Annotated in this window: 21 protein-coding genes; 15 read left to right on the top strand and 6 right to left on the bottom strand. The window is 41.2% G+C overall.

The annotated features are described in order from the left end of the window. The first annotated feature begins 318 nt into the window (after window positions 1–318). From ACFN7Z_RS14930 to ACFN7Z_RS14945, 4 genes are all read left to right on the top strand, one after another. Entirely contained in the window at window positions 319–1536 is a 1218-nt protein-coding gene (locus ACFN7Z_RS14930) for an acetate/propionate family kinase (RefSeq protein ID WP_004979078.1), read from the top strand. A gap of 55 nt (window positions 1537–1591) precedes the next feature. Next, the gene (pta, locus tag ACFN7Z_RS14935; RefSeq protein ID WP_010325902.1) at window positions 1592–3733 is read left to right on the top strand and encodes a phosphate acetyltransferase; all 2142 of its coding nucleotides are present in this window, start codon (window positions 1592–1594) and stop codon (window positions 3731–3733) included. 203 nt (window positions 3734–3936) lie between these two features. Next, window positions 3937–4947 carry a hypothetical protein gene (locus ACFN7Z_RS14940; RefSeq protein ID WP_010325901.1) on the top strand — a complete coding sequence of 337 codons (1011 nt, stop codon included), beginning with the start codon at window positions 3937–3939 and terminating at the stop codon, window positions 4945–4947. Window positions 4948–5125: 178 nt separating this feature from the next. Beyond that, window positions 5126–5536, top strand: coding sequence for an NUDIX domain-containing protein (locus tag ACFN7Z_RS14945; RefSeq protein WP_029574941.1), 411 nt, complete (start codon window positions 5126–5128; stop codon window positions 5534–5536). A gap of 111 nt (window positions 5537–5647) precedes the next feature. On the opposite strand, the gene ACFN7Z_RS14950 is transcribed toward ACFN7Z_RS14945, so the two are convergent. Further along, window positions 5648–6553, bottom strand: coding sequence for a DMT family transporter (locus ACFN7Z_RS14950; RefSeq protein WP_010325899.1), 906 nt, complete (start codon window positions 6551–6553; stop codon window positions 5648–5650). A 178-nt stretch (window positions 6554–6731) separates the two neighbouring features. On the opposite strand from ACFN7Z_RS14950, the gene ACFN7Z_RS14955 reads away from it, so the two are divergent. Beyond that, window positions 6732–7601 (top strand): AraC family transcriptional regulator, encoded by an 870-nt coding sequence (locus tag ACFN7Z_RS14955; protein ID WP_029574940.1) that lies wholly within the window; start codon window positions 6732–6734, stop codon window positions 7599–7601. A 22-nt stretch (window positions 7602–7623) separates the two neighbouring features. On the opposite strand, the gene ACFN7Z_RS14960 is transcribed toward ACFN7Z_RS14955, so the two are convergent. Then, on the bottom strand, window positions 7624–7929 hold the full coding sequence (locus tag ACFN7Z_RS14960; RefSeq protein ID WP_228127592.1) for a hypothetical protein: 306 nt from the start codon (window positions 7927–7929) through the stop codon (window positions 7624–7626). An 800-nt stretch (window positions 7930–8729) separates the two neighbouring features. Between ACFN7Z_RS14960 and ACFN7Z_RS14965 the strand changes: the two genes are divergently transcribed. Beyond that, window positions 8730–10256 carry a fumarate hydratase gene (locus tag ACFN7Z_RS14965; RefSeq protein ID WP_004692421.1) on the top strand — a complete coding sequence of 509 codons (1527 nt, stop codon included), beginning with the start codon at window positions 8730–8732 and terminating at the stop codon, window positions 10254–10256. A 104-nt stretch (window positions 10257–10360) separates the two neighbouring features. Further along, window positions 10361–10909 (top strand): DUF2059 domain-containing protein, encoded by a 549-nt coding sequence (locus tag ACFN7Z_RS14970; RefSeq protein WP_010325896.1) that lies wholly within the window; start codon window positions 10361–10363, stop codon window positions 10907–10909. A gap of 5 nt (window positions 10910–10914) precedes the next feature. Here the strand turns inward: ACFN7Z_RS14970 and ACFN7Z_RS14975 are convergent, their stop codons facing one another. From ACFN7Z_RS14975 to tig, 4 genes are all read right to left on the bottom strand, one after another. Continuing rightward, window positions 10915–11631 (bottom strand): DUF2846 domain-containing protein, encoded by a 717-nt coding sequence (locus ACFN7Z_RS14975; protein WP_010325895.1) that lies wholly within the window; start codon window positions 11629–11631, stop codon window positions 10915–10917. A gap of 158 nt (window positions 11632–11789) precedes the next feature. Beyond that, the gene (gene clpX / locus ACFN7Z_RS14980; RefSeq protein WP_010325894.1) at window positions 11790–13100 is read right to left on the bottom strand and encodes an ATP-dependent protease ATP-binding subunit ClpX; all 1311 of its coding nucleotides are present in this window, start codon (window positions 13098–13100) and stop codon (window positions 11790–11792) included. A gap of 28 nt (window positions 13101–13128) precedes the next feature. Then, window positions 13129–13734 (bottom strand): ATP-dependent Clp endopeptidase proteolytic subunit ClpP, encoded by a 606-nt coding sequence (gene clpP, locus ACFN7Z_RS14985; RefSeq protein ID WP_004692427.1) that lies wholly within the window; start codon window positions 13732–13734, stop codon window positions 13129–13131. Between the two features lie 192 nt (window positions 13735–13926). Continuing rightward, window positions 13927–15258, bottom strand: coding sequence for a trigger factor (gene tig, locus ACFN7Z_RS14990; protein WP_010325893.1), 1332 nt, complete (start codon window positions 15256–15258; stop codon window positions 13927–13929). A gap of 273 nt (window positions 15259–15531) precedes the next feature. On the opposite strand from tig, the gene ACFN7Z_RS14995 reads away from it, so the two are divergent. The 8 genes from ACFN7Z_RS14995 to ACFN7Z_RS15030 all read left to right on the top strand — a co-directional run bounded on the left by ACFN7Z_RS14995 (window position 15532) and on the right by ACFN7Z_RS15030 (window position 26830). Then, complete coding sequence (locus ACFN7Z_RS14995) at window positions 15532–17808, top strand: TonB-dependent receptor domain-containing protein (RefSeq protein WP_010325891.1); 2277 nt, start codon at window positions 15532–15534, stop codon at window positions 17806–17808. A 330-nt stretch (window positions 17809–18138) separates the two neighbouring features. Next, window positions 18139–20376, top strand: a complete 2238-nt coding sequence (locus ACFN7Z_RS15000) for a TonB-dependent siderophore receptor (protein ID WP_010325890.1) — start codon at window positions 18139–18141, stop codon at window positions 20374–20376. 118 nt (window positions 20377–20494) lie between these two features. Then, window positions 20495–21178, top strand: a complete 684-nt coding sequence (locus tag ACFN7Z_RS15005; protein ID WP_010325889.1) for a Fe2+-dependent dioxygenase — start codon at window positions 20495–20497, stop codon at window positions 21176–21178. 48 nt (window positions 21179–21226) lie between these two features. Beyond that, on the top strand, window positions 21227–22333 hold the full coding sequence (locus tag ACFN7Z_RS15010; protein WP_058952349.1) for an alpha-hydroxy acid oxidase: 1107 nt from the start codon (window positions 21227–21229) through the stop codon (window positions 22331–22333). Between the two features lie 357 nt (window positions 22334–22690). Then, on the top strand, window positions 22691–24388 hold the full coding sequence (leuA, locus tag ACFN7Z_RS15015; protein WP_010325887.1) for a 2-isopropylmalate synthase: 1698 nt from the start codon (window positions 22691–22693) through the stop codon (window positions 24386–24388). A gap of 101 nt (window positions 24389–24489) precedes the next feature. Beyond that, entirely contained in the window at window positions 24490–25650 is a 1161-nt protein-coding gene (locus ACFN7Z_RS15020; RefSeq protein ID WP_010325886.1) for a homoserine O-acetyltransferase, read from the top strand. Next, window positions 25650–26243 carry a methionine biosynthesis protein MetW gene (metW, locus tag ACFN7Z_RS15025; RefSeq protein ID WP_004979039.1) on the top strand — a complete coding sequence of 198 codons (594 nt, stop codon included), beginning with the start codon at window positions 25650–25652 and terminating at the stop codon, window positions 26241–26243. Before ACFN7Z_RS15020 ends, metW begins: the two co-directional genes overlap by 1 nt. Beyond that, the gene (locus tag ACFN7Z_RS15030; protein ID WP_004692440.1) at window positions 26240–26830 is read left to right on the top strand and encodes a tetratricopeptide repeat protein; all 591 of its coding nucleotides are present in this window, start codon (window positions 26240–26242) and stop codon (window positions 26828–26830) included. Before metW ends, ACFN7Z_RS15030 begins: the two co-directional genes overlap by 4 nt. Window positions 26831–26906 lie beyond the last annotated feature (76 nt).

The following is a 26906-nucleotide window of genomic DNA, read 5'->3' on the forward strand; positions in this document are numbered from 1 at the left end:
TAAAATGAAATATCAAAAATAAACAGGAACGCCACAATATATTCAGCTCTTTTCAGCAGATAGCGTGTTATTTTTAAAGGGTTAAAGCTGATGAATAATTCAGCATCATTTCATGAGTAAATGAAAATCATGAACCGATAAATTTTAATTATTATTCATCAGACGGTCGATAGTGCTTAAGTCTAATCACCTAAAGTCTATCTTGGACTAAAAATATACACATGATACAACATAAAAAATGATCAAGATTGCATAAGAACGTACTGCATGAAGATCAGTTCTAGGACGGATAATTCAATTAGAATCAGGTATTAAAACGTGTCTACATCAGTATTAGTAATTAACTGCGGATCTTCATCAATCAAATATGCGCTCGTTTCTGAACGTCGTGAAGATCGTATTTTCGGTTTAGCTGAGAACTTAGGTTCTGCTGACGCTCGTATCAAAGGCATTACTGCGGGTGGTCAACCCCTTGAATTGTCTATTCCACATGCCGATCATGAAAAAGCATTGGAAACCATCTTAGAACGCCTTTCACATTATAACCCTCAAGCCATTGGTCACCGCGTAGTACACGGCGGTACATTGACCAAAGCTGAGCTTTTAACAGAAGAAATTGTCGAACGCATTCGTGCAGCAACACCACTTGCTCCATTACACAACCCTGCACACTTGGTTGGGATTGATGCCACGATGCGTTTATTCCCAGAACTACCACAAGTGGCGGTATTTGATACAGCATTCCACCAAACCATGCCTGCACATGCTTATCGCTATGCTGTGCCAAAATTTTTATACACTGAACACAATGTCCGTCGCTATGGCTTCCACGGTACAAGCCATGCTTATGTGTCTGAACGCGGTTCAGAACTGGCAGGTAGCTTCAAACAAGGGGGCTGGTTAACTGCACACTTGGGTAATGGTAGCTCTACTTGTGCAATTTGGAATGGACAAAGTGTCGACACCTCAATGGGCTTAACTCCACTTGAAGGTGTCGTGATGGGCACACGCAGTGGTGATGTCGATCCAAGCTTACATAGTTTCCTTGCCAACAACCTAGGCTGGGACATTTATAAAATTGATAAAATGTTGAATAGCCAATCGGGCTTACTCGGCCTGTCTGATCTATCAAATGACATGCGTACTTTGATTGAAGCCTCTGAACAAGGCAATGAAGATGCGACTTTAGCCATTGAAGTGTTCTGCTATCGCCTCGCAAAATCATTGGCCGCACTGAGCTGTGGTCTACCACGTCTTGATGGCTTGTTCTTCACGGGTGGTATTGGTGAGAACTCGGCATATATTCGTGAAAAAACAGTCGCTTTCCTACCGCACTTTGGTTTTAACTTGAGTAAAGAAGCCAATGACAGTTTAAAACGCGGTACCGAAGGTCGTATTGATACAGGTACAGGCCCGCAAATTTGGGTTGTGCCGACCGATGAAGAAGGCCGTATTGCCAAAGAAACTGCATCCGTGGCCGATGAGGTGATTCAAACTGCTGCAAAAAAGTCTGAAGACAATGTAGCGATCGCTTAAGCGGTCGTTACATTCACTCAAGTCTGTTTTAATTTCTTGTATGACGAATAAATATATGAAAACGATTTTACTTGTGCCCACAGGGGAAGGCGTCGGCTTAACATCCGCTTGTCTGGGTTTGGTTTATGCGCTGGAATGCCAAGGTGTTAAGGCTGGATTTTTAAAACCTTTTTCTCAAGAACTGACCACAGGTGCAGACCGTACCACAGCGCTTTATCACCATGTTTCAAAAAATGAAACCGTTGAACCAATTAGCTATCACACCATTTTGCAACAACTCAGTGCAGGTGAAAATGATGAGTTGCTTGAAGATGCGGTGCGTTTGCACCGCGCTATTGCGCGTAAGCATGACCTGATTATTGTTGAAGGCCTAGTCCCGAATAGCCGAGATTCTTTTGCTTCTGAACTAAATGCACAACTTGCGCAAGCACTCGATGCCAAAGTTATTATTGTCAGTAATGCAGACATTAATAAACCAAGCGCGACGGCTGAAAAAGTCGATAGCCAGCTACGCTATTTTGGCGGTGCCAGTTCTGAGCGAACTGCGGGTGTGTTATTGATGCGCACCAAAGGCTTGCCCGATGACTCAGCACACATTCCAGTGACGTTTGACCCTAGTCTGCGTTTAATCAGCGATACTAATAAATTTATTATTGAACTCCAAAAGACCCATCCAAAGCTCGGATCAGACAAACTCCCTGTAATCGGCTTGGTTCCATTTAGCAACACGCTCAGCGTACCACGCATGTCGGACTTGGCTTCACACATTCAGGCGGAATGGATCAATCAAGGCGATGCTAACCAACGTCGTGTGTTACATAGCAGTTTGATTGCATCGAACATTGAGCATGAACTACATAAGTTTGTCGCAGGTGAGCTGATCATTAGTGCATCAGATCGTATCGATGTGCTTTTAGCATCTAGCTTAGCCAGCAGTAACGGTATTCCATTGGCAGGTTTGGTACTGACTGAGCACCATACGCCAAACGAGCAAGTGCTTGCGTTCTGCCAAACAGCAATTAAGCAAGGCTTACCAATTTTACATACAACGCTCAGCACGTTCGACACGGCGCAGAGCTTAGCCAATCTCAGCAATGAAATTCCTGTCGATGATACTGAACGCGCTGAACAAGTCACTCGTTTTGTGTCGAGCCATATCAATGAAGAATGGCTAAAGGTAATGTTGAATGGCTCGTACCAACCTCGTCTCTCACCTTCGGCTTTCCGCCATGAATTGGTCCAAAAGTCGATTGCTGCGAAGAAGCGCATTGTTCTACCTGAAGGCGATGAGCCACGTACAGTTCAAGCGGCGGCTATTTGCCAATCTCGTGGCATTGCACACTGTATCTTATTGGCAAAACCTGAAGCTGTCGTAGAAGTAGCAAAAGCACGTGGTATTGAGCTTCCACATGACTTAGAAATTATCGATCCAGATTTAATTCGTGAAAACTATGTCGAAAAAATGGTGGAATTGCGTAAAGGCAAACTGAACGAGCTGCAAGCACGTGAACAACTGCAAGATACTGTCGTTCTAGGCACCATGATGTTAGCGCTCGATCAAGTCGACGGTTTGGTTTCAGGTGCAATACACACCACAGCCAATACTGTACGCCCAGCCTTCCAACTGATTAAAACAGCGCCTGAGTATTCACTGGTCTCTTCCGTGTTCTTTATGCTGTTACCCGATGAAGTCTATGTTTATGGCGACTGTGCGATTAACCCAGACCCAAATGCCGAAGAGCTCGCTGAAATTGCGATTCAATCGGCTGACTCGGCAAAGGCCTTCGGTTTAGACCCACGTATTGCAATGATTTCATACTCTACGGGTACCTCTGGTGCTGGAGCTGAAGTTGAAAAAGTCGCTGAGGCAACACGTATAGCGAAAGAACGCCGTCCTGATCTGTTGATTGATGGCCCACTTCAGTACGATGCAGCATCGGTTGAAAGTGTCGGACGCTCGAAAGCACCTGATTCTAAAGTTGCAGGTCGTGCCAATGTGTTTATCTTCCCTGACTTAAACACAGGAAACACGACTTATAAGGCCGTACAACGCTCTGCTAATGTGGTAAGCGTCGGCCCAATGTTGCAAGGTTTGAACAAACCTGTAAATGATTTGTCTCGTGGGGCTTTGGTGGATGACATCGTGTTTACGATTGCACTCACTGCAATTCAAGCAGAACAGCAAACAACAGCATAAAGTAATTTAAGCAGATCAAAACCATCCAACGGAAAAGTTGGGTGGTTTTTTATTCTATAGCGCTCAACGGTATGACCGAAGCTTAACTTCTATATATTTACGAACATAGCCCAAACACAGATAAAACAGTAAGACTTTACTTTTCAGATACTTAAACAATATACTCAAGAGATATAATTAAATTCTAAATCATTGGTCTCATAATGAATAAAAAATGGCTTCCAATTCTAATAGTGACAATATTTTCACTGACAGCATGTAATGAATCTAAGAAGCACCAAACACCGTCAGACTCAACCACAGCATATAAAAACTTAAGTACAGCCAATCCAGCTGACATTAAAGCGGATCTTGATACCCTAGATCAGATTTCGAATAAAAACTCTCAAGCCATTTTGAACGCACAAGATGCACTTAAAGCGGCTCGTCAAAATAAAGAAGTCGATACCATCCCCGCCCTGCTAGAACAACTGAAAACCCATTCTCTTGCGTTTAATACCGCACTAGATGCAACAAACTTCAAAAGCCAAGAGGCTGCTGCGTTACGTGAGAAATTTAAGCAAGTCCATCTTCTAGGAGTTGAGCTCGCACAAGAAAATACTAAAAACCCACCACAGATGGATCGTATCACTGGATTAGAAGCAAAAATTAGCGTCATACAACAAAGCTCTATCAGTGAAATGAGAGCCTTACAACGTATGGTATATCCTCAACTCAATACTGGGACATTAGACAACACACGACAACAACCAAAACCAAATACCGAATCCCACGTCGCGGCTCGCACTGCACCGCAGACCACCTCACATCTAAGTCAAGATAATGCTGCAGACATTAAATATGACCTCATCGTTCTTGGAGCTGCATCTCAAACCGCCAAACAAAAGGCTCAAAATTCTTTTATGGGCATGCAGCATGCGATAGACAGTGGTAATAGGAATGCGCTTATGACGGCTGTTAAACAAACCACTACGCGAATTCATGACCTGAATCAAAAATACGATGCTGTGACACTCAAAAGTGCTGAAGTAACGGCGGCTCGTGAAAAGTTGAAAGAAGAAAATAATCTTCAAATTGAAATGGGTAATATCATCCTATCTGCCTCACCAGATCGACAGAGGTTTGCTGAGCTGAATAAGAAATGGGAAAATGCTCAAAAAATGGTTGAGATTGAGATGGAAGCGCTTCGGATTAAAGCCAATACAGCGTCATGATGAATTCATGCAGATTTGGTTAACGCTATTTTTAGTGGAAAAACTCCCTGACAGCTCTAGATACGACTATGTCCAGTATAGCCAATGATCACAGCGGTAACGCTGTATACGTTTATTTAGCCGAAGCTCTATTCTTTTAAATTGCTATAATGACCTACCTAGTTGATAAAATTGAAAAATGATATTAATAGAAAAAGTAGTCCCAGTTATATTTCGAAATATCAATCAGAAAACAGAAATATTAGTGTTTAAGCATCCTATTGCAGGCATTCAAATCGTAAAAGGTACAGTTGAGACGAATGAAGAACTAGAAGAGGCAGCTTTGCGAGAGCTTTATGAAGAATCGGGGATTTCTTCTGCACACATTCACTCATATGTGGGTTTACATCATCCATCTGAGCAAGGTCCTAACTGGCATGTATTTATATGCCATAGCACAGAAACTTTAAAAGAGCGCTGGACACATTTTTGCAATGATGATGGCGGGCTAGAGTTTAATTTCTTTTGGCACCCTCTTTTTGAGTCACCAACCGCAGATTGGCATCCATTATTCCAAGAATTACTAGCGTTTATAAAATCAAAATATTGAGCCGCAGCTTAGGGAAGATTTTGGTTCACTAAAACTAACAGCTTATAGATTTAAAAGCCCAAAGCTCATGTCTGAGCTTTATAAACTGTAGTGTCTTTAGATCTTCATCACTCAGCTTCGCTTCAACATTTGACTCAGTCTAAACTTAGGCGTTTGAGTAAAGAAAATTGCATTACCACATAAAATCAAAATCACCCCAATCACCGCATTCATATGCCATTGATAGCCTTCCCAGATGGTCGAAATCACCAAAGCCACCAAAGGAAATAACAAAGTACTATAAGCTGCCTTACCCGCACCAATCCGTCCAACCAAATAGAAGTAGGCGGTAAAGCCAATCACTGAACCAAAAATAGCCAAATACAATAAAGCACTCACCGCACTGAATTCCATAGCGGGGAAAAACTCGTCTTGTTTAAATCCAGCAATCAATGCCATCAGAATTGAACCGTACAACATGCCATAAGCATTGGTTGTAAAAATATCCAGACCTTGTTTTTGATGACGCGCACTGATCATATTGCCCAGTGAAAACCCATAGGTTCCTAACACACAAAGGCCAATCCCCATCAGCGTATGATTATTTAAGGTACTCCCTATCACATCATGCCAAAACAAGGCGATGATCCCCAATCCACCCAATAAAGCCGCAGGATAAAAACGGGTAGAAACCTGTTGTCCAAAGAACAGTTTAGCGTTGAGGGTATTAAAAATGACCGCCATCGAAAAAATAACAGCCTCCAAACCGCTGCTGATATATTGAACCGCATAATAGAAACAAACAAAGTTAAAACCAAAAATACAGTATGCTTGTAACATACAAAACAGATGATCTTTTACAGCCAGCTTTTGCAGTTTTCGGCACAACACAACAAAAGCAAACAACACCAGAGCCGAAATAAAAAAGCGCCAAAATACGGCTACATTGGGCGATATTCCACTTTGTTGTTGCAAACTAATCGCAATCCATGTCGTCCCCCAAATTACAACCACCAAAGCATATAACAGCGCATTCATACTCTTTCAACCAAACTCAAACCACTCACGCTATTGTGCTTGGTTTAGGTCTCTCATTTCTTGCACCTTCTTGTTGTCACTATCATGAACTTGTGGTTTTTACTGATTTTCCGCTATAGATGACAAAATGAAATCAAAGTCCTACACTAGATCTTCCATTTGGCACTGCGTATAGATGATGAAATATCAGATTCTAGATCAATTACAACAACATAAAGCTCAACTACTCGACTCGGTCGAATTGGGTTCAGGCATGCAGTTGGCCATGTGGCAAAACAATCAAGACCGTGTCAGTGTTTGTAGTAACCACCATACCCTTAGTATGTACATTCAAGGTGGATATCACAGTTATCAAAAGACAGCTCAAGGTTGGCATAATGGCGGTGGGCCAGATCATATGTGCTTGATGCCACAGAATTTTGAGTCGACATGGGATCTGCGCGACCCACTGACTTTTGTGCATCTGTACTATACTGAAAAACACTTGCAATGCGTCGCCGAACAGGTCTGGGATCGTGAACCGAGCCAAATTATTTTAAATCCGCAAAGTTTCGTGGCCGACCCACAGATTGCCATGATCTATCGACATTTTTTACTCAATGGGGCTTGGCAAAACCGTGAAAATCACTTGCAGATGAGTACGGCCACAACGCTTCTGCTCAACCATTTGATTAAAAATTATAGCCATACCGAATGGCAAGTCCCTGAAGTTAAAGGTGGGCTGTCCCCATATAGCCTGAAGCAGTTATTAGAATGGATTGATCAGCATATTCAGCAAAGCTTGACCCTGTCGGATTTGGCCGAGCAAACTCAGCTCAGTGAATATCATTTTGCCCATATGTTTAAGCAATCCATGCACATGCCACCGCACCAATATGTGATGCAACGTCGACTTGAACTGGCACACCAAGCTCTACAGCGGACGACTGCTAATATGACAGACATTTCGGAAAAGTATGGATTTAGCTCCAGCAGCCATTTTAGTCATCGCTTTAAAAAGCACTTCGGCTACTCTCCATCCCAAATGCGGAAAAGTGAGAAAAATTAGATCGGATAAACTCACATTCAGCTTATTTATCTAACATCAAAATAAAGCTCATCATTAAACTCGACATTAAAAAACCGAAAAAAGCACTCATCAAATAAGCTTTCCGACGCTCTTGAGCAGATTGGCTCAGGACTTGATGGCGCATTTCCATATGTTGCTTTTCTTCAAAAATCGTCATCTCGACATCGTTTTTAGGCGGAACTTTTTTCAAAAGCAAAGGCGACATTGCAAGCATCATGCAGTAAAAATTAAATTTAAATATATCTTCGACAATGACATTGCCTGCATGCTTTTGAGCCATTAAATAAAACAGGAAAATAGACCACAAGAAAAAGCATCCGATAAATAGCAAGGCTGAAGTCGAGGAATAGTATTTCATTGTATTTTTTTTAAGATTTGAAACTGGAATCTTAAGACGTTAAACAATTTTTAGCTAGTTGAAGATTTGAAGATTTGAAGATTTGAAGATTTGAAGATTTGAAGATTTGAAGATTTGAAGATTTGAAGATTTGAAGATTTGAAGATTTGAAGATTTGAAGATTTGAAGATTTGAAGATTTGAAGATTTGAAGATTTGAAGATTTGAAGATTTGAAGATTTGAAGATTTGAAGATTTGAAGATTTGAAGATTTGAAGATTTGAAGATTTGAAGATTTGAAGATTTGAAGATTTGAAGATTTGAAGAAAGCTTAAAACAAAAAAAGAAGATAAAGCTTAAGCCTGATCTTCTTTTTGACCGTACATCCAAGTCGCTGCGATATATACACAAAAGCCCGCAGCCATCACTAAACCTGTCAACATGCTCGATGTCCTATTGTTTGATGAATGCATTATGCGAAAGTTTTATGACAACTTTATGACAGTGTTGTCATATTTCAATATTATTATTTTTACATTATATTCAATGCCTTAAGTAATAAATCATATTCATAATCCAAATTTAGACATGAAATATTTCATTAAATTTAGATATTTTTGTCATATTTACCACCGTTTATAACCTCATTTTCTCATCAATTTTGTTCAACTATTAAACTTTCGCCCAAAGGCTTCGCAAAACATCCACAACCTCGGCATTTTGTCTTATAATTTAGCCCGCTAGCTATCAGCCCGCTCAAGAGATATTTGTATGACCACTATTATCAAGCAAGATGATTTGATCACATCGGTCAAAGACGCGCTTCAGTTCATTTCTTATTATCACCCACAAGACTTCATCCAAGCGATGAGCCGTGCGTATGATCGTGAAGAGAACAAAGCTGCGAAGGATGCGATCGCACAAATCTTAATTAACTCGCGTATGTGCGCAGAGGGTCACCGCCCAATCTGTCAAGATACAGGTATCGTCAACGTATTCGTTGAAGTGGGCATGGATGTTAAATTTGATTTAACTATGAGCTTAGACGATGCAATCAACGAAGGCGTACGTCAAGGTTACCTAGAAAACTCAAACGTGCTGCGCGCATCAGTTCTGGCTGATCCTGCATTTGGTCGTAAAAACACCAAAGACAACACCCCTGCTGTGATCTATCACAAACTTGTTCCAGGCAACAAAGTGGATATTACCGTTGCGGCAAAAGGTGGCGGTTCAGAAAACAAATCTAAACTGGCTATGCTCAACCCATCAGACTCAATCGTGGATTGGGTACTTAAAACTGTTCCAACCATGGGTGCAGGCTGGTGTCCACCAGGTATGTTGGGTATTGGTATTGGTGGTACTGCTGAAAAAGCCATGATGCTTGCAAAAGAATCGCTCATGGAAGAAATCAACATGGATGAATTACTTCGTCGTGGTCCTGAAAATAAAATCGAAGAACTTCGTATGGAAATCTTCGAAAAAGTAAACGCACTGGGGATTGGCGCGCAAGGCCTAGGCGGCTTAACCACAGTTCTAGACATTAAAATTAAAGATTACCCATGTCACGCTGCTGGCAAACCAGTGGGCATGATTCCAAACTGTGCAGCGACTCGTCACGCACACTTCCAACTTGATGGTACAGGTGTTGCGCACATTCAAGCACCTAAACTTGAAGACTATCCATCAGTCACTTGGGATTCATCAACCTCTAAGCGCGTTGACCTCGACACCATTACCCAAGAAGAAATGAACGCTTGGCAACCAGGCGACACTTTGCTTCTAAACGGTACAATTTATACAGGTCGTGATGCTGCACACAAACGCATGGTCGACATGCTGAACAATGGTGAAGAGCTTCCTGTCGACTTAAAAGGTAAATTCATTTACTACGTTGGCCCTGTAGATCCAGTCGGTGATGAAGTGGTTGGTCCTGCTGGCCCAACAACAGCAACACGTATGGACAAGTTCACACGTCAAGTACTTGAAGCAACCGGTATGTTCGGCATGATCGGTAAAGCGGACCGTGGCCCTGCAGCTGTTGAAGCAATTAAAGACAACAAAGCAACTTACTTGATGGCAGTGGGCGGCGCAGCTTACCTTGTGTCTAAAGCAATTCGTGAAGCTGAAGTGGTTGCTTTTGCTGACTTAGGTATGGAAGCGATTTACAAATTTGTAGTAAAAGACATGCCTGTATCGGTAGCAGTTGATGTGAATGGTACGTCTATTCACGCAACAGCACCAAAAATCTGGCAAGCCAAAATTGGTAAAATTCCAGTAGTCGATGCTGCAGCGGGCTAAAACTTAAGTTTTACTTTTTTGGATACCCTTAACATGCTAAGGTCATGTTAAGGGTATTTTTTTTACCTACTTTTATAGACTTAATCAAAAGATATAGACCAACAATGAAAAAATTAAATCACATCCTTTGCGGTATTACCTTATGTGTCCTTACCACAGCGTCTTTTGCCAAACCCGCGACCGAAGCATCGGTAGAAAAGGCGCTCAAACTAGGTGATATTAAAGGCACTTTAGCGCAGTCTCAGCAAGAAATGCGCCCCGTCTATGACCAGCAAGCCGAAGAAATTATTAAGAATATTTTTAAAACATCAACACTCAATACTGAACAGCAAGAAGCAGCCAAACAAATCGCTGAAATCACAGCATCATTTAGCAGTAAATTGATTTCAGATCCAAAATTTATGCAAATGCTTAAAAATGTCTATATGCAGACCTTTACCGAAGAGGAAGTGTTGGCCAACATTCAGTTCCTCGAAACCCCTCTAGGCCAGTCTATCAATAAAAAAAGCAGCAAAATGATGAGTGAAATCATGCGTAATAGCATCGCCATGTCTGCTGAAATGATGCAAGATCCAGCTATTCAGCTGGAAATGAATCGTCAAATTGAAAAGACCCTGACACCATTATTTGAACAAGCCAAAAAAGCACAATAGCTCACTTACCAAGTTAAAGGATTCCACAGCTTAAAGGGCTTCATCAGCTGAACATCTTCACTTGGGTCATATTTGGCAGGTTTAAGTTTTTGCGCTTTCTTTCGTAACTCACCCGTGTGTTGATCTTCCGCGACAAAGTTGTAGCTGTTGGACTTTAACTGGGTAAATGCAATTTCTTGAATCGCAATTTTTTCAGGTATGACCGCCAAAGGCCCCGAAACATCACGACGTGTGGACAAGTTCTCTTCATCATACTTGATGAAATAAGACTGCCCCGCTTCTACGCTAAAATCGATATATTTCGGCTTTTGAAAATGGTTAATGCCCAAAGGCCGACTACTGGATAAACGATAAGTCCCAGCGGGCAATTCGACCCAATAGTAATGATTGTTCAGCAGGCTTGGAATGCGTTCTTTATTGATAAATAAACTCGACGCAACAATTTCTTGTCGGTTCCATTTTGAGTCTGGACGATACAGATAAACCATCGCCGCTTGTTCATGCTGGGGTTGGACACGCTGAAATCGCTGTCCTAATTTTTGATTGACCCATCCACCTACGCTAAACACCCCAATGCGATACTGCTCAATCATGCCTGGGTCGTGTTCAAAATCAACTTCATGACTGAGGGTTGATGTTAATTCAGGTTGTTCAACTGTCGCTTTTCCATGACAACCCAATAAAATTAAACTGCTTAAAAGCGTAATCGTCATTGCACGCATGACTATTCCTCACGACGTATTTTTATTTTGATACTGAATTTTTAGTTTTAATCTAGGCATCCCAGCCTATTGATGCAGAGTAGCATTCCCTCTTTTTTTTGAATATAAAAAAACGTGTGAAAACACTCGATTTTCACACGTTTCAGATGAATAACAACTTAAGCGGACTTTGAATTAATCACTTTTAAATCAACTTTAGCTGCATCTTTCTGTTCGATTCTTGGTAAACGCTCTGGCTTAAATAATGGTGCAGCCGTGCCGTTAATCACGTCTTCATTCACCACAACCGTACCAACATCGGTACGACTTGGTAAATCGTACATGGTTTCAAGCAGCGTATTTTCCAAAATAGAACGTAAGCCACGTGCACCCGTGTTACGATCCAAAGCTTTTTTCGCCACAGCGCGTAGTGCTGAGTCTTCAAAAACCAGATCAACGTTTTCCATATCAAACAAATGTTGATATTGACGGGTCAATGCATTCTTCGGTTCAGTCAGAATTTGCATCAAAGCTTCTTCGTCTAACTCTTCCAAAGTCGCAATTACAGGTAAACGACCAATAAACTCTGGAATCAGACCAAATTTCACCAAATCGGTCGCTTCAACTTGACGGAACAAATCAGACAATTTCTTGCCTTCATCTTTCTTCTTCACTTCAGCCGTGAAGCCGATTCCACCTTTTTCTTGGCGCTGTTGTACGATTTTCTCAAGACCTGAGAATGCCCCACCACAGATGAACAAGATATTTGAAGTATCAATTTGAATGAATTCTTGCTGCGGATGCTTACGACCACCTTGAGGTGGAATAGAGGCAACCGTACCTTCGATCATTTTCAGTAACGCTTGCTGTACACCTTCACCCGACACATCACGCGTGATCGATGGGTTTTCAGACTTACGGGTAATCTTGTCGATTTCGTCGATATAGATAATACCTTTTTGCGCTTTTTCTACATCATAGTCTGCTTTTTGTAGAAGCTTTTGTACAATGTTTTCAACATCTTCACCGACATAGCCTGCTTCGGTAAGTGTCGTGGCATCAGCCATAGCAAAAGGAACATCGAGAAGACGGGCCATCGTTTGCGCAAGCAAGGTTTTACCCGAACCCGTTGGTCCTACTAATAAGATATTACTTTTCGCAATTTCAACAGCATCGTCGTGTTTATGTCCACCATGTGTCGCTTTAAGACGTTTATAGTGGTTATAGACAGCAACTGACAAGGTTTTCTTTGCCACATCTTGACCAATGACATATTGATCTAGTGCAGCACGAATTTCGTGAGGTTTAGGCAAGGGTTTTGCAGCCCAGTCACCCGACTCAACTTGTTGACTGGTTTGCACCAAGTCTAAGCATACGTCCACACATTCATTACAGATGTACGCGTCCTCGCCTGCAATCAGTTTCCCAACTTCAGACTGCGTTTTACCGCAAAATGAACAATGCTTTTGTCCTTGAGGATGTTCGGACATATTCACTCCAATTCTAAACTTTTAAAACTTATGGACGTTTAGATAACACTTCGTCCACGAGACCATATTCTTTTGCAGCTTGCGCTGTCATAAAGTTATCACGGTCAGTATCACGTGCCACAGTTTCATAGTCTTGACCACTGTGCTCTGCCATTAAACGGTTTAAACGTTCTTTAATGAACAGAATTTCACGTGCATGAATTTCAATATCAGATGCCTGACCACGGAAACCGCCTAACGGTTGGTGGATCATGACACGTGCATTTTCAAGGCAATAACGTTTACCTTTCGCACCTGCATTCAGCAAGAAAGCACCCATTGATGCTGCTTGCCCCATACAATAGGTCACAACATCTGGTTTAATAAATTGCATGGTATCGTAAATCGCCATACCCGCAGTCACCGAACCACCTGGTGAGTTAATGTAAAGATGAATATCTTTATCTGGATTTTCCGCTTCTAAAAACAACATTTGCGCGACAATCAAATTCGCCATGTTATCTTCAACTTCACCAGTCATAAAAATGACGCGTTCACGCAAAAGACGTGAATAAATGTCAAATGAACGTTCACCGCGAGATGACTGTTCTACAACCATTGGAACTAAGGCATTATCGATAGTTGGAATATACATACGTTTACTTATTCCTAAATTTTTTGTTACTCAACTCATAGTCACAATATGAGGGATAATTGCTGAAAATGCAAAATATTCCCAAGTAAATAACAGATATTTTTTGCATAAGCTTTGTGAACGCAAGACCTTTTACAAACCCAGATCACAATAAAAAAGGCGCTCAAAGCGCCTTTTTTACTTTAGCTAAACTTAGCCTTGTTGACGAGCTTGTTGCTCTTTCAATAAGTCTTCGTAGCTTACAGCAGTATCTGTTACTTTAGCAGACGCTAAGATGTGATCAACCACTTGGTCTTCTAACACAACAGCTTCGATTTGCGAACGTTGTTGTTTGTCATTTTTGAAGTATTCGATCACTTCAGCTGGATCTTCATAAGAAGAAGCCATGTCTTCGATGTAAGCATCAACACGTGCTTGATCTACTTCAATTTTAGCATCAGCTAAAACTTTGCTTACCAGTACGCCTAATTTTACAGATTTTTCAGCTTGTTCTTTGAACAATTCATCTGGAAGCATGCTTGAGTCAAATGCTTTCGCACCTTGAGCACCAAATTGCTGAGTGAACTGTTGGATCATTTGTTGACGTTGACGGTCAACTTCTTGAGCAACCATAGACGCAGGAAGTTCAACTTCGTTTGCAGCTACAAGTGCATCAAAAGCTGCACCTTTCACTTGATTACGCAAACCATTTTTCACTTCACGTTCCATGTTTTTACGAACGTCAGCTTTTAACTTCTCAATGCCTTCTTCTTCAGTTAGACCAAAGATTTTAAGGAATTCAGCATCAACTTCTGGAAGTTTTTGTTTTTCAACAAGCTTCACAGTAATTTTGAATTGAGCTGATTTACCAGCAAGGTTTTCAGCTTGGTAGTCTTCAGGGAAAGTTACATCGATAACTTTCTCTTCGCCTTTCTTCATACCAACGATGCCGTCTTCGAAGCCAGGAATCATACGACCTGAACCTAAAACAAGTTTAAAGTCTTCTGCAGAACCGCCTTCAAACTTCTCACCGTCTACTGCACCTTCAAAGTCGAAAGTTACTTGCATGTCTTTTTTAGCCATGCCTTTCGTTTCAGCCCAAGAAGCACGTTGCTTCTGAAGGTTTTCGATCATTTGATCAACATCTTTGTCGTTTACTTCAGATGCTTTACGTTCAACTTCTAAACCATCAAATTTCACGTTAACTTCTGGATAAACTTCAACAGTCGCTTCGTATACAAGCGCGTCGTCTTTTAATTCAGATTTTTCAATGTTTGGCATACCAACAGCATTGATTTTTTCTTGTTGGATCGCTTCAAATACTGTGTCACGAATAATGTCGCTTACGACTTCTTGGTAGATACCCGCGCCATATTCACGACGAACAACATTTACTGGCACTTTACCTGGACGGAAGCCGTTGATCTTCACAGTTTTAGCAGTGCGTTTTAAGCGAGCTTCGAACTGCTCGTTAACACGGCTCGTCGGTACAGATACATTTAAACGACGGGTAACACCCGAAACCGCTTCAGAAGTTACTTGCATGGCTTCCTCAATCTTTTGGTAAGAACAATTTTAAAAAGTGCCACATTATATGACAACATTGAACGATATACAAAACACCCGATTGAAACCACATATTTTTTTCTTCATTTATCGTTTTTTATTTTGAATATTTTTAAATCGCTACTGATTAAGCGCAAAGTATTATATTTTTTATGGCTTTTTGTTGCAAATGATAAATATTACCATTAATATTTGCGTCAACTTTGATCGTTTTTTTCAATTTTTTTCTCGTCCATCATTGGAACTCTAGTTATGAGTAAGTTTAATCTACACCCTCTTTCATTGGCATTGCTTGGGGCAATCACCACTCCTGTTTTCGCAGAAACAACAACTGAAGATTCATCTACCCATCAGCTTTCCACCATTGTGGTTTCAGCTGCGGGTTTTGAACAAGATATTAAAAATGCACCTGCATCTATTACTGTATTAAATCAAGAAGATCTCAAATCCAAACGCGTGAACTCATTAGCAGATGCTTTACGTGGTGTAGAAGGTGTAGATGTTAGCCCTACTGCAGGTAAGACAGGAACACTCAATATTCGTATGCGTGGTATGCCACCTGAATACACTTTAATTTTAATCGATGGTAAGCGCCAAAATAGTGTAGGAAACATTACACCGAATGGTTTTAGCGAATCTAATAATAATTTTATTCCACCAATTTCAGCTATTGAGCGAATTGAAGTCATTCGCGGCCCAATGTCAACTTTATATGGTTCAGACGCTATGGGTGGCGTTATCAATATCATTACTAAAAAAGTGTCTAATGAGTGGACTGGCTCTCTAAACTTAAACGGCACTGTCCTACCAAATAGCTCAGAGTTTGGTAACCAATACGCTGCCGAAATATTTACATCAGGCCCACTGGTAAAAGATTTGGTTGGTTTACAAATCCGCGCACGGAAAGCTGAACGCCAACAATCATATATTAAAGTCCCAGCTGCAAATAGCGAGATCAATACGTTAGCTCAAGGAAATAGTCCGACAAAATCAGATATTGAAACATTTGGTGGCCGCTTAACTTTTACACCACATCCTGATCATAGTTTTACACTTGACGTTGAAAACACTCAACAATGGTTTGATAACAGTCGTGGACAACTTGGTACATACCTAGATAATAATGGTAAGCCACTAGCGCCCAATAGCACTCAAGGCTATGGACCTAGTCAAGAATATGAACGCACCAAAGCCTATATCTCTCATGAATGGCAAACAAATTTTGGTCGTTTAGAAAGCAGTATTTCTCATGTAGAAACAGAAACTGTTGGACGGCTTTTACCCGCGGGCATGTTAACGACACCAGAAAACCAAAAATTCGTTAATCGTGAATTAAAAAGTGAAGATATCTATTTTGATACTAAATTCACCACGCAAAACATTGAAAATCACAACATTACCATTGGTGGTCAATGGTGGGATGCCAGCCAAAAAGATGGTATTCGTCGTGCCAACCCTGAACTAACTTTTGAGCAATATGGTCTATTTATTGAAGACACGTGGTCTATTTTACCAAACTTAAATTTAACCTTAGGTGGCCGTTTCGATGATCACAGTGCTTTTGGTGATTTCTTTACCCCACGCGCATATTTAGTTTGGAATATGAATGATCAGTGGACTGCTAAAGGCGGTTATGCTGAAGGATATAAAGTTCCTCGCTTAGAACAACTTACCCAAGGTTTATCCAACATTGCTGGTCAAGGACGCACACCAGTTTTAGGTAATATTAATTTGCAGCCTGAAACGAGTGAAAGTACAGAGTTAGGCATTTATTTTGATAACCAACAAGGCTTTAATGCGAACCTAACATTATTCCAAAATAAGACCAAAGATAAAATTACAACATCAGGTGCAAACTACGCACTTACTTTTATTCGACAAAGTGATGTAGATACACTGACCAAAAATGGTACCTATGTACCTGGTGTCAGCTATGATGGTCGTCCGATCGAGTTTGACTGTACAGGTAATGAAGCAGCCTGTGATGCCAAGTTAAAAGAATGGGGCGCAGACTGGACAACTGCAAAAAATCGTAACTTAACACTTGCACGCCCTTATAACGCAGAAGAAGCTGAGTCACATGGTATTGAAGTTGGTGCCTCATACCAAATTAATAACCAATGGCAAGTTTCTGGCAATTATACATGGACAGAAGGTGAACTAACTGATGCGACAGGTCGTACCATTGATGATGCAGATAATGCTGAACACATGGCTAACCTCTTAGTTAATTACCAACCTGCTGATAATGCATCACTTTGGTTACGTGGTGAATATCGCAGTAGTCAAATCCGAGAAGATGGTAACGTTAAAAACACTTTAGGTGACTATAAAGGCTATACACAATGGCATCTTGGAACCAACTATATAGTGAATGACAATATCGAAGTTGGTGTCGCACTTTATAATATTTTTGATGTCAATTTTGTTGATTATCAATATGTTTCCACTGAAGATGCTTATTATAACCGCTATACAAACACCCAAGAAGGACGACGCGTTCAGCTAAGTACCACCTTTAAGTTCTAATCTACATGCAAAACCCTGCTCTGGCAGGGTTTTCTTCGTACATAGCTAATATAGATCCAACATAATTTATACATATTCACTTGAGAAACACCTTCAAACTTAGCTTAAAAATAATGGATTCTAAATTCCAATAATATTACAAAAATATAATCTAATTTTCCAATTTAAATAAAAATCAAAAACTTACGTTAAATTTATTACATTATTACATTTATTTTTTCTACACAAATATATCTAAGCATCGACAATTCCAATGTAATAGTTATGCTACAAAAAATAAGAATCATTATTATTCGCATACTAATTTACAACGCTAGAACTAGATTCGTTATGGCCTTCATCAAAACACGTAAAAAGCTGGTTTCTTCAGCAATCGCTTCAACACTCTCTGTGGTTGCAGTCAATGCTGTTGCGCAAGATCAAATCGCGCAATTAGAAACAATTCACACGGAAGCGACAGCAGAACAAAGTTTGAAAGTAGACAAATCTGCAAACAGCAAGTTCGTTGCTCCCCTACTCGACACACCAAAGTCTGTGTCGGTTATTTCTAAGCAGTTGATTGAAGACACTCAAGTTACAACTTTAAGCGATGCTTTACGCACAGTACCTGGTATCACACTTGGTGCAGGTGAAGGTGGTAACCCAAATGGTGACCGTCCATTTATCCGTGGTTATAACTCTGAAAGTTCAATGTACGTAGACGGTGTACGTAACTCTACTTCTCAAAACCGTGAAATGTTTGCGATTGAGCAAGTTGAAGTAACGAAAGGTTCTGCATCTGCGTTAGGTGGTGCTGGCGCTGCTGGTGGTAGTGTCAATATGATTTCTAAAGTTGCCAAAAAAGGGGACTTTTTAGAAGGTTCTGTGGGTGCAGGAACAGATGATTACCAACGTATTACCTTAGACGGTAACAAAGACTTTGGTAATGGTATTGCTGGCCGTGTTGCAGTAATGGGGCATCATAACAATAAAGCGGGACAGAAAGACGGCGCAGAATATGCACGTGTAGGTATTGCCCCAAGCATTACCTTTGGTTTAGACACAGCAACTCGTGCGACATTAAGTTATTATTATCTTGAGTCTGATGATACACCTGATTCAGGCGTACCTTATTGGAATTCATCGAATAATACAGCAACAGGTAAACCATTAAATGCCAAGCAAGGCATTTACTATGGTTGGTTAGATCGCGATTTTCAAAAACAAGAAAATCAAATTGGTACAATCAAACTTGAGCACGATCTGACTGATAATTTAACCATCAGCAATACTGCTGTTTATAGTAACTCTAAAAATGACTATATCTGGACACAGCCAGATGACAGTCAGAAAAATATTGCAAACGGTGAAGTATGGCGCCGTGTGAACTCTCGTATTACCGATACTAATACTTTTACAGATCAACTGGCTTTAACTGGAAAATTCAATACAGGCTCAATTAAGCACAGCTTTAATGTAGGTGCTGAATATAGTGATCAAGAATCTGATAAAGGTTCGTATACTGTTACATCAAAATCAGGAAAACCAATTACTGGCTCACCTACAACGGGTGCATGTTCACTTGGAATAGGTGTGGCTTCTGATTATTGGTGTACTGATGCATTCAATCCAAATTCAAAAGATCCATGGTTAGGCAATATTGCTGCAAATAAAGCAGTGACAACAACTACAGCAACAACCACTTCTGTATATTTACTAGACAGTATTGAATTTAATCCGCAATGGCTATTAGACCTAGGCTTACGTTGGGACAAATTTGAAACTGAGCTTAAGACCAATGCAACTGGTGCAAAAATTGAAAGTGATACAGACTTTTTCTCTTATCAAACAGGTTTGACATTTAAGCCTGCTGAGAATGGCAGTATTTATGCAAGCTTTGCAACTTCTGCCAATCCTGTTGGTATCGATGCAGGTGACGGTTCTGAAACTGCGGTGACTGTTGTCAATAAAGATCTAGATCCAGAAGAAAGTCGTACCTTTGAAATTGGTACAAAGTGGGATTTATTTAACAAAAAGTTAAATGTAACTGCTGCTATTTTCCGCACAGAAAAACAAAATACTCGTATCTCGCTTGATGCAAATACCACAACAAACGGTGGATCAAGCAAAGTTGATGGCTTTGAACTGGGCTTAAACGGCAACATTACAGATAAATGGGCGATTTCTGCGGGTTATACCTACTTAGATAGCGAATCAACTAAAAATGGTGTGAGCTGCCGCGGTGCGACATGTACAGACCAAACCATTTATAATGGTAACGTAATGCCAAACGTTGCAAAAAACAGTGCAACTCTTTGGACCACTTACCAAATTATGCCACAGCTCACTTTAGGTGCTGGCGCAATTGCAATGGACAAAGTTTATGGCGACTTAGCAAATACTAAATATGTCCCTGGCTACGTTCGTTACGATGCTATGGCGCGTTACAACGTCAACAAGAATGTTGACCTTCAGTTAAATGTCAACAACTTGGCTGATACACGTTATTTCACTAAAGCTTATGCATCTCACTATGCAACTGAAGCCGAAGGCCGTAGTGCAGTACTCTCTGTAAACTTTAAGTACTAAGTTCGATAGTTAATTCCACAACTTAGTTATGGAACAAAACAAAAATAGCCTCTCATTGAGGCTATTTTTATATATGCTTAAAGACTAAATAGATCTTTCATTTTCAGCAGGTCGTGTTGTGATCCATCATATTCCCAATGTATTAAGCAAAGAACAGGTACAATACTTTCGCCGTGAAATGGCAAAAGTCGAGTGGATTGATGGTAAAAAAACCACAGGATCACTCTCAAAAAATGTAAAACAAAATCAACAGCTACCCGAAGATCACCCTCTCACTCAACACCTAGGTAGTATCATCTTAGAAGCACTTGGACAACATCCGCTCTTTATGTCCGCGGCCCTACCTTTAGATATTTTGCCACCTTATTTTAACCGCTATGAACAGGGCGAAACTTTTGGCTTCCATGTGGACAATGCCATTCGCTGGGTAGCCGGAAGCAAAGATCGGATTCGTACCGATGTATCCTGCACTGTTTTTCTAAGCGAACCTGACGAATATGAAGGTGGCGATTTGGTAGTAGAAGACACCTATGGCTATCATGAAGTAAAATTACCTGCGGGTGATATGATTTTATATCCATCTACTAGCGTGCATGAGGTAACACCAGTGACCTCAGGCTGCCGTGTCGCTTCGTTCTTTTGGGTTCAAAGTATGATTCGAGATGATGCTGACCGCCATATCTTATTTAATCTTGATCAAACTATTCAGAACCTACGCGTGCAACTCAGTGATCAACATCAGGAAGTGGTTAAGCTCACCAGTCTGTATCATAACCTGATGCGTAAATGGGCTGAACTGTAAAACAATAATCCCAGCTCAACGTTAACTACTGTAGCAACTGGACGTTCCATGACATCAAAAACTTTTTTGCCACCACTCACCCAAATTCCTGTCTCATTGCAAACGATTGCTGACTATGAAATTGAGGCAGAAAAGCATCTGCCTGAGATGGTCTGGCACTATTTGCAAGGTGGCGCTATGGATGAAATCAGTGTTCGGAATAACCTCGCTCAGTTCCAAAACTTGCACTTGATACCACGCATGTTAAGAGATCTCACTCAAGGCAATACGAGCTGTGAAATCTTAGGGCAAACCTTTCCACATCCTATTTTTGTCGCACCGATTGGACATCAACAGCAGTTTCATCCTGAAGCAGAAGCAGCAACCGCACTGGCAGCTGAAGTACTCGGTAGCAATATGATTTTGAGTACTTTTACCAACACAGACATGCGAACATTCAAACCTAAAAATCCCTACAAATGGTTTCAACTGTACTGGCAAGGTGACCGTAATAAATCTTTGGCTTTGGTTAAGCTCGCTGAGGCACAAAACTTCACCGCCATTGTAATCACTGTGGACTCACCACATACAGGTATCCGTGACCGAGAACGTCGAGCCTTCTTTCACCTCCCTGAAAACATGCAGCATCCGCACACTCCTGCCCATATTCCACTGCCTGAACTGCAAGAAGGCGATCATCCCGTGTTTAATGGGCTAATGAAAATTGCTCCAACGTGGGACGACATCGCATGGATGGTTAAACAGACTGATTTACCAATTCTACTAAAAGGCATCGTCAGTCCACTCGATGCACAACTGGCCATTCAACATGGCATACAAGGCTTAATTGTGTCTAACCACGGCGGCCGTGTTTTAGATACCTGTATTCCGCCACTAAAAGCATTGCAACTCATAAAAAAAACTGTGCCGCATGACTTCCCTCTTTTATATGACGGCGGTGTTCGTCGCGGCTCAGATGTGTTTAAGGCGATTGCCTTGGGAGCTTCCGCGGTTTTAGTTGGGCGACCATGTATTTATGGTCTTGCCACTGCGGGTGCCCTAGGCGTTGCCCATGTGCTTAAAATCTTAAAAGAAGAATTTGAGATCACCATGGCGTTGATGGGCACTGCAACCCTTGCAGATATACAGCCAGATATGGTTATAGAGCTCTCATAACCTCTTCAAAAAAGCGAATGAAATAAACCAAATTCGAGAAATGAAGAAAAAGATTAAACACATCTCAAAAATACACGGAAATATTTCCCCTATATATCAAATTAGAGGGAAATATTTTTTCAGATACGACTAAAAGCCATAAAAAAAGAAAAATCTTTTCGACCGAAGTGGATTAAACTCTTAAATATAACGTTACAAGGTTACTCACGGTAAATCTAAGTCGTATCAAATATTTACGTTTACAAACACCCTGAAGACTCCCTTGTAAATAGAGACCATAGACACAATCTATATAAATAGTAGGTTGCTTTTTATTACCCCCTCAAATGCAACCCGTACTATGTAAGGAGTTACCTCATGATGTTGGCTGATCCAAGTAAAAAATATCGTCGCATGTATCAACGTGTTGACTTGCCAGACCGTCAATGGCCAAACAACGAAATTACAAAAGCGCCTATTTGGATGAGTACTGACCTGCGTGATGGTAACCAAGCGATTTTTGAACCGATGGATATGGAACAAAAATTTAAAATGTTCCAAATGTTGGTGAAAATTGGATTCAAGAATATTGAAATCGGTTTCCCTTCAGCATCTCAAATTGACTTTGACTTTACCCGTAAATTAATCGAAGAAAATCACATTCCAGATGATGTGTATATCGAAGTTTTAGTTCAAGCACGTGATCATTTAATCCAACGTACTTTTGAGTCTTTAGCGGGGGCAAAACGTGCCATCGTACATATTTATAATTCAAATGCTCCAACTTTCCGCCAAAAAGTCTTAAATGTCGATGTTGCAGGTGCGAAGCAATTGGCCGTCAATGCAGCCAGCAAAGTGAAAGAATATGCAGCGCAATACCCTGAAACGGAATGGGTGTTCCAGTACAGCCCAGAGTGTTTCTCTGCAACCGAATTAGAAGTTGCAAAAGACGTGTGTGATGCCGTTACCGAAATTTGGGAAGCATCACCAAGCAATAAAGTGATTTTAAACTTACCGGCTACGGTTGAAGTTTCAACCCCAAACGTTTATGCAGACCAAGTTGAATGGATGCACCGCAACATCGCCCGTCGTGATGGCGTGATTATCTCTGTACACTGTCACAACGACCGTGGCTGTGGGATTGCTGCATCAGAATTAGCCATTATGGCCGGTGCAGATCGTGTCGAAGGTTGTGTGTTTGGTAATGGCGAACGTACAGGTAACGTCGATGTCGCTGCGATTGCTTTGAATATGTACTCTCAAGGTGTTGCACCAAACTTAGATTTTTCAAATATCAATGAAATCATTGCAACGGTAGAAGAATGTACAGGTTTGCCTGTTCACCCTCGTCACCCTTATGCAGGAGACTTGGTCTTCACCGCATTTTCTGGTTCGCATCAAGATGCCATTAAAAAAGGGTTTGAGTTCCAAAAGAACGAAGAAATTTGGGATATGCCATACTTACCAATCGACCCGAAAGACTTGGGCCGCGACTATGATGCTGTGATTCGCGTCAACTCACAGTCAGGTAAAGGTGGTATTGCTTACTTGTTAGAAGCAAATTACAACGTAGTATTGCCACGTCGTATCCAAATTGAATTCTCTCAAACCGTACAAAAACGTACCGATGAAGAAGGCACTGAAATTACCGCACAAGAAATTTGGAAATTATTCAAAGAAACTTATGTGGACACCAAAGATACGCATTACTCGACTAAAAACTACCGTTTATATGATAACAACGGCAAACAAGTGGTTGAGCTTGAAGTTGAAGTGAATGGTGAAACTCAGCAATTACGTGGCGAAGGCAATGGTCCAATCTCTGCAATGTTGGATGCTTTACAGTTACCAATCGACGTCTTGAGCTACGAAGAGCGTGGTATTAGCTCTGGGGCAAATGCTAAAGCACTGGCTTTGGTTGAATTACAAGTCAAAGGCACAGGTAAATCAGCATTCGGTGCAGGTATTCACGACAACATTGTGACCTCATCGATTGAAGCGATTATTGCGTGTACCAACCGCTTAATTGATCAAGGTGTGTTAAGCACAGATCAAGTGATTGCTGCTGCGGTATAAGTATTAGCAATAATAATTAGCACTAAAATGACTTTAGAAGGATACCCTCAAGTGGTATCCTTTTGTTTATTAATCCCAAAGATTTAAGGCGTATTATTCCTGTGTCTTTTCCTGCTGACTCCGTGGGTATCGTTAGTCCACAAAAGTTTACTTTTGAAGAGCCCTTAGAGCTCGAATGCGGTCGTATTCTTCCTCGTTATGAATTGATGGTTGAAACCTATGGGGAACTCAATGCAGATAAATCCAATGCGATTTTAATTTGCCATGCGCTATCAGGACATCATCACGCCGCGGGTTATCATCATGACGATGATAAAAAACCGGGTTGGTGGGATGCTTGTATTGGCCCAGGTAAAGCGATTGATACCTCGAAATTTTTCGTGCTTGCACTGAACAATATTGGCGGTTGTAATGGTTCTACGGGTCCAACTTCGCCAAACCCTGAAAATGACAACCGTCCTTATGGCCCAGACTTTCCTTTAGTCACCGTCCGTGACTGGGTTAAAACCCAAGCCATTTTATCCGATCATCTGGGCATTCAAGTCTGGAGTGCGGTGATTGGTGGTTCGCTGGGTGGTATGCAAGCCTTGCAATGGTCGGTTGATTATCCTGACCGTTTGCAAAAATGCGTGATTATTGCCAGTGCGCCGAAACTGTCTGCTCAGAATATTGCCTTTAACGAAGTCGCACGTCAGTCAATTTTGTCTGATCCAGACTTCCATGATGGTCGCTATCTTGAAAATGACAGCTATCCAAAACGTGGCCTAATTTTAGCACGTATGGTCGGTCATATTACCTACCTGTCTGAAGAAGCCATGAAACAAAAATTCGGCCGCGACTTAAAGTCAGGCAAATTTATGTATGGTTTCGATGTCGAATTCCAAGTCGAAAGCTATTTGCGCTATCAAGGTGAGCAATTTAGCCGTAACTTTGACGCCAACACTTATCTGATTATGACCAAAGCTTTGGATTATTTTGATCCTTCGCGTGAGTATGAACAGTCTTTAGTTAAAGCCATGTCACAGACCAAATGTCAGTTCCTCGTGGTGTCCTTTACCACCGACTGGCGTTTTACCCCGCAGCGCTCACAAGAGATTGTGGATGCGCTGATCACCAACCACAAACCAGTGAGCTATTTAGATATCGACGCTGAACAAGGCCATGACTCATTCCTGTTCCCGATTCCTTTGTATGTAAAAGCATTACGTGCATTTTTGGGTGGTTCTGAACACCTTCAAGCAACATCTCAGGAGGCTGTGTAATGCGTATTGATCATCAACTGGCAGAAAAATGGATCAAACCTGATTCCAGCGTACTCGATTTAGGTTGTGGTGACGGTGAATTACTGGCCCATATGAGTAAAAAGCACAATATTCGCGCATATGGACTGGAAATTGATCAAGAAAAGATTGCAATTGCGGTCGGTCGCGGGTTAAATATTATCCAACAAGACTTAAACTTGGGTTTAAGCCGCTTTGCAGACCAGTCTTTTGACTATGTCGTTATGGCACAAGCCTTGCAAGCGGTAGATGCACCAGATGTTTTATTACGTGATATGGTGCGTGTAGGGAAACAGGCGATCATTACTTTTCCGAACTTTGCCCACTGGAAGACCCGTTCTTTCTTGGCACTGAAAGGAATGATGCCCGTTTCTGAAGCTTTACCGTACATGTGGTATAACACACCCAATATCCACTTATGTACTTTCCGTGATTTTGAAGCACTTTGTGCGGAAAATAACATCAGAATTATTAATCGACTCGCTGTAAATGGGGATCAACAAGATAGTTTACTCAGTAAACGTCTCCCGAATTTGTTTGGTGAAGTCGCAATTTATCGAGTGAGCGCTCTATGAAAAAACTATTCTTAAGCACGACACTACTGGTTGGACTTTTGAGCATTCAGGCTCATGCAGATTATGTTTCCCCAACCACGTCTGTTGCGAGTCAAGCTGCACAATATTCTGTTATGGATATCAATAGCTTAATTAAAGCGGCAAAAGCAGGTCAGCCTGCTGCGCAGTTCTATCTTGCAACCAAGTATCAACAAGGTAAAGACATCTCTGCAGATGAACGACAGGCCTTTGCTTGGTACAAAGCCGCTGCAGATCAAGGTCTTTCAGCTGCTCAGCTGAATGTTGGCCGTATGCTTGCAGATGGCCTAGGCACCAAAAAAGATGAATCTTTAGCACGTCAATACTTTGAAAAAGCAGCCAGCCGTGGTGATAACCGCGCAAGCTTTAACTTGGCGATGATGGAAGAGCAAAAGAAAAACTACATGGGTGCTTATCAATGGTATGAGCTTTCAACCCGTGATGGCATGCTCGATAATAAAGTGATTACGCTTTCTGAAGGCAAGAAAACAGCCTTGGCGGCAAACTTAACACAAGATCAAATTCGCCAAGCACGTGACCGTGCAGATAAATGGATTCAAGCCCAATAAGCTGAATGTTAAAGATAGAAGAGCCGACTTGTGATAGTCGGTTTTTTATTACCATAATTCAAATCTATATCATGTA

It is taken from the genome of Acinetobacter sp. P1332 (assembly GCF_044057475.1).
GTDB classification, from domain to species: domain Bacteria; phylum Pseudomonadota; class Gammaproteobacteria; order Pseudomonadales; family Moraxellaceae; genus Acinetobacter; species Acinetobacter johnsonii.

Excerpts from the sequence above, each read along its gene's own strand:
- pta (WP_010325902.1), top strand. The coding sequence starts at position 1,592 with ATGAAAACGATTTTACTTGTGCCCACAGGGGAAGGCGTCGGCTTAACA.
- ACFN7Z_RS14940 (WP_010325901.1), top strand. The coding sequence starts at position 3,937 with ATGAATAAAAAATGGCTTCCAATTCTAATAGTGACAATATTTTCACTG.
- ACFN7Z_RS14945 (WP_029574941.1), top strand. The coding sequence starts at position 5,126 with ATGATATTAATAGAAAAAGTAGTCCCAGTTATATTTCGAAATATCAAT.
- ACFN7Z_RS14950 (WP_010325899.1), bottom strand. The coding sequence starts at position 6,553 with ATGAATGCGCTGTTATATGCTTTGGTGGTTGTAATTTGGGGGACGACA.
- ACFN7Z_RS14955 (WP_029574940.1), top strand. The coding sequence starts at position 6,732 with ATGAAATATCAGATTCTAGATCAATTACAACAACATAAAGCTCAACTA.
- ACFN7Z_RS14965 (WP_004692421.1), top strand. The coding sequence starts at position 8,730 with ATGACCACTATTATCAAGCAAGATGATTTGATCACATCGGTCAAAGAC.
- ACFN7Z_RS14970 (WP_010325896.1), top strand. The coding sequence starts at position 10,361 with ATGAAAAAATTAAATCACATCCTTTGCGGTATTACCTTATGTGTCCTT.
- ACFN7Z_RS14975 (WP_010325895.1), bottom strand. The coding sequence starts at position 11,631 with ATGCGTGCAATGACGATTACGCTTTTAAGCAGTTTAATTTTATTGGGT.
- clpX (WP_010325894.1), bottom strand. The coding sequence starts at position 13,100 with ATGTCCGAACATCCTCAAGGACAAAAGCATTGTTCATTTTGCGGTAAA.
- clpP (WP_004692427.1), bottom strand. The coding sequence starts at position 13,734 with ATGTATATTCCAACTATCGATAATGCCTTAGTTCCAATGGTTGTAGAA.
- tig (WP_010325893.1), bottom strand. The coding sequence starts at position 15,258 with ATGCAAGTAACTTCTGAAGCGGTTTCGGGTGTTACCCGTCGTTTAAAT.
- ACFN7Z_RS14995 (WP_010325891.1), top strand. The coding sequence starts at position 15,532 with ATGAGTAAGTTTAATCTACACCCTCTTTCATTGGCATTGCTTGGGGCA.
- ACFN7Z_RS15000 (WP_010325890.1), top strand. The coding sequence starts at position 18,139 with ATGGCCTTCATCAAAACACGTAAAAAGCTGGTTTCTTCAGCAATCGCT.
- ACFN7Z_RS15010 (WP_058952349.1), top strand. The coding sequence starts at position 21,227 with ATGACATCAAAAACTTTTTTGCCACCACTCACCCAAATTCCTGTCTCA.
- leuA (WP_010325887.1), top strand. The coding sequence starts at position 22,691 with ATGATGTTGGCTGATCCAAGTAAAAAATATCGTCGCATGTATCAACGT.
- metW (WP_004979039.1), top strand. The coding sequence starts at position 25,650 with ATGCGTATTGATCATCAACTGGCAGAAAAATGGATCAAACCTGATTCC.
- ACFN7Z_RS15030 (WP_004692440.1), top strand. The coding sequence starts at position 26,240 with ATGAAAAAACTATTCTTAAGCACGACACTACTGGTTGGACTTTTGAGC.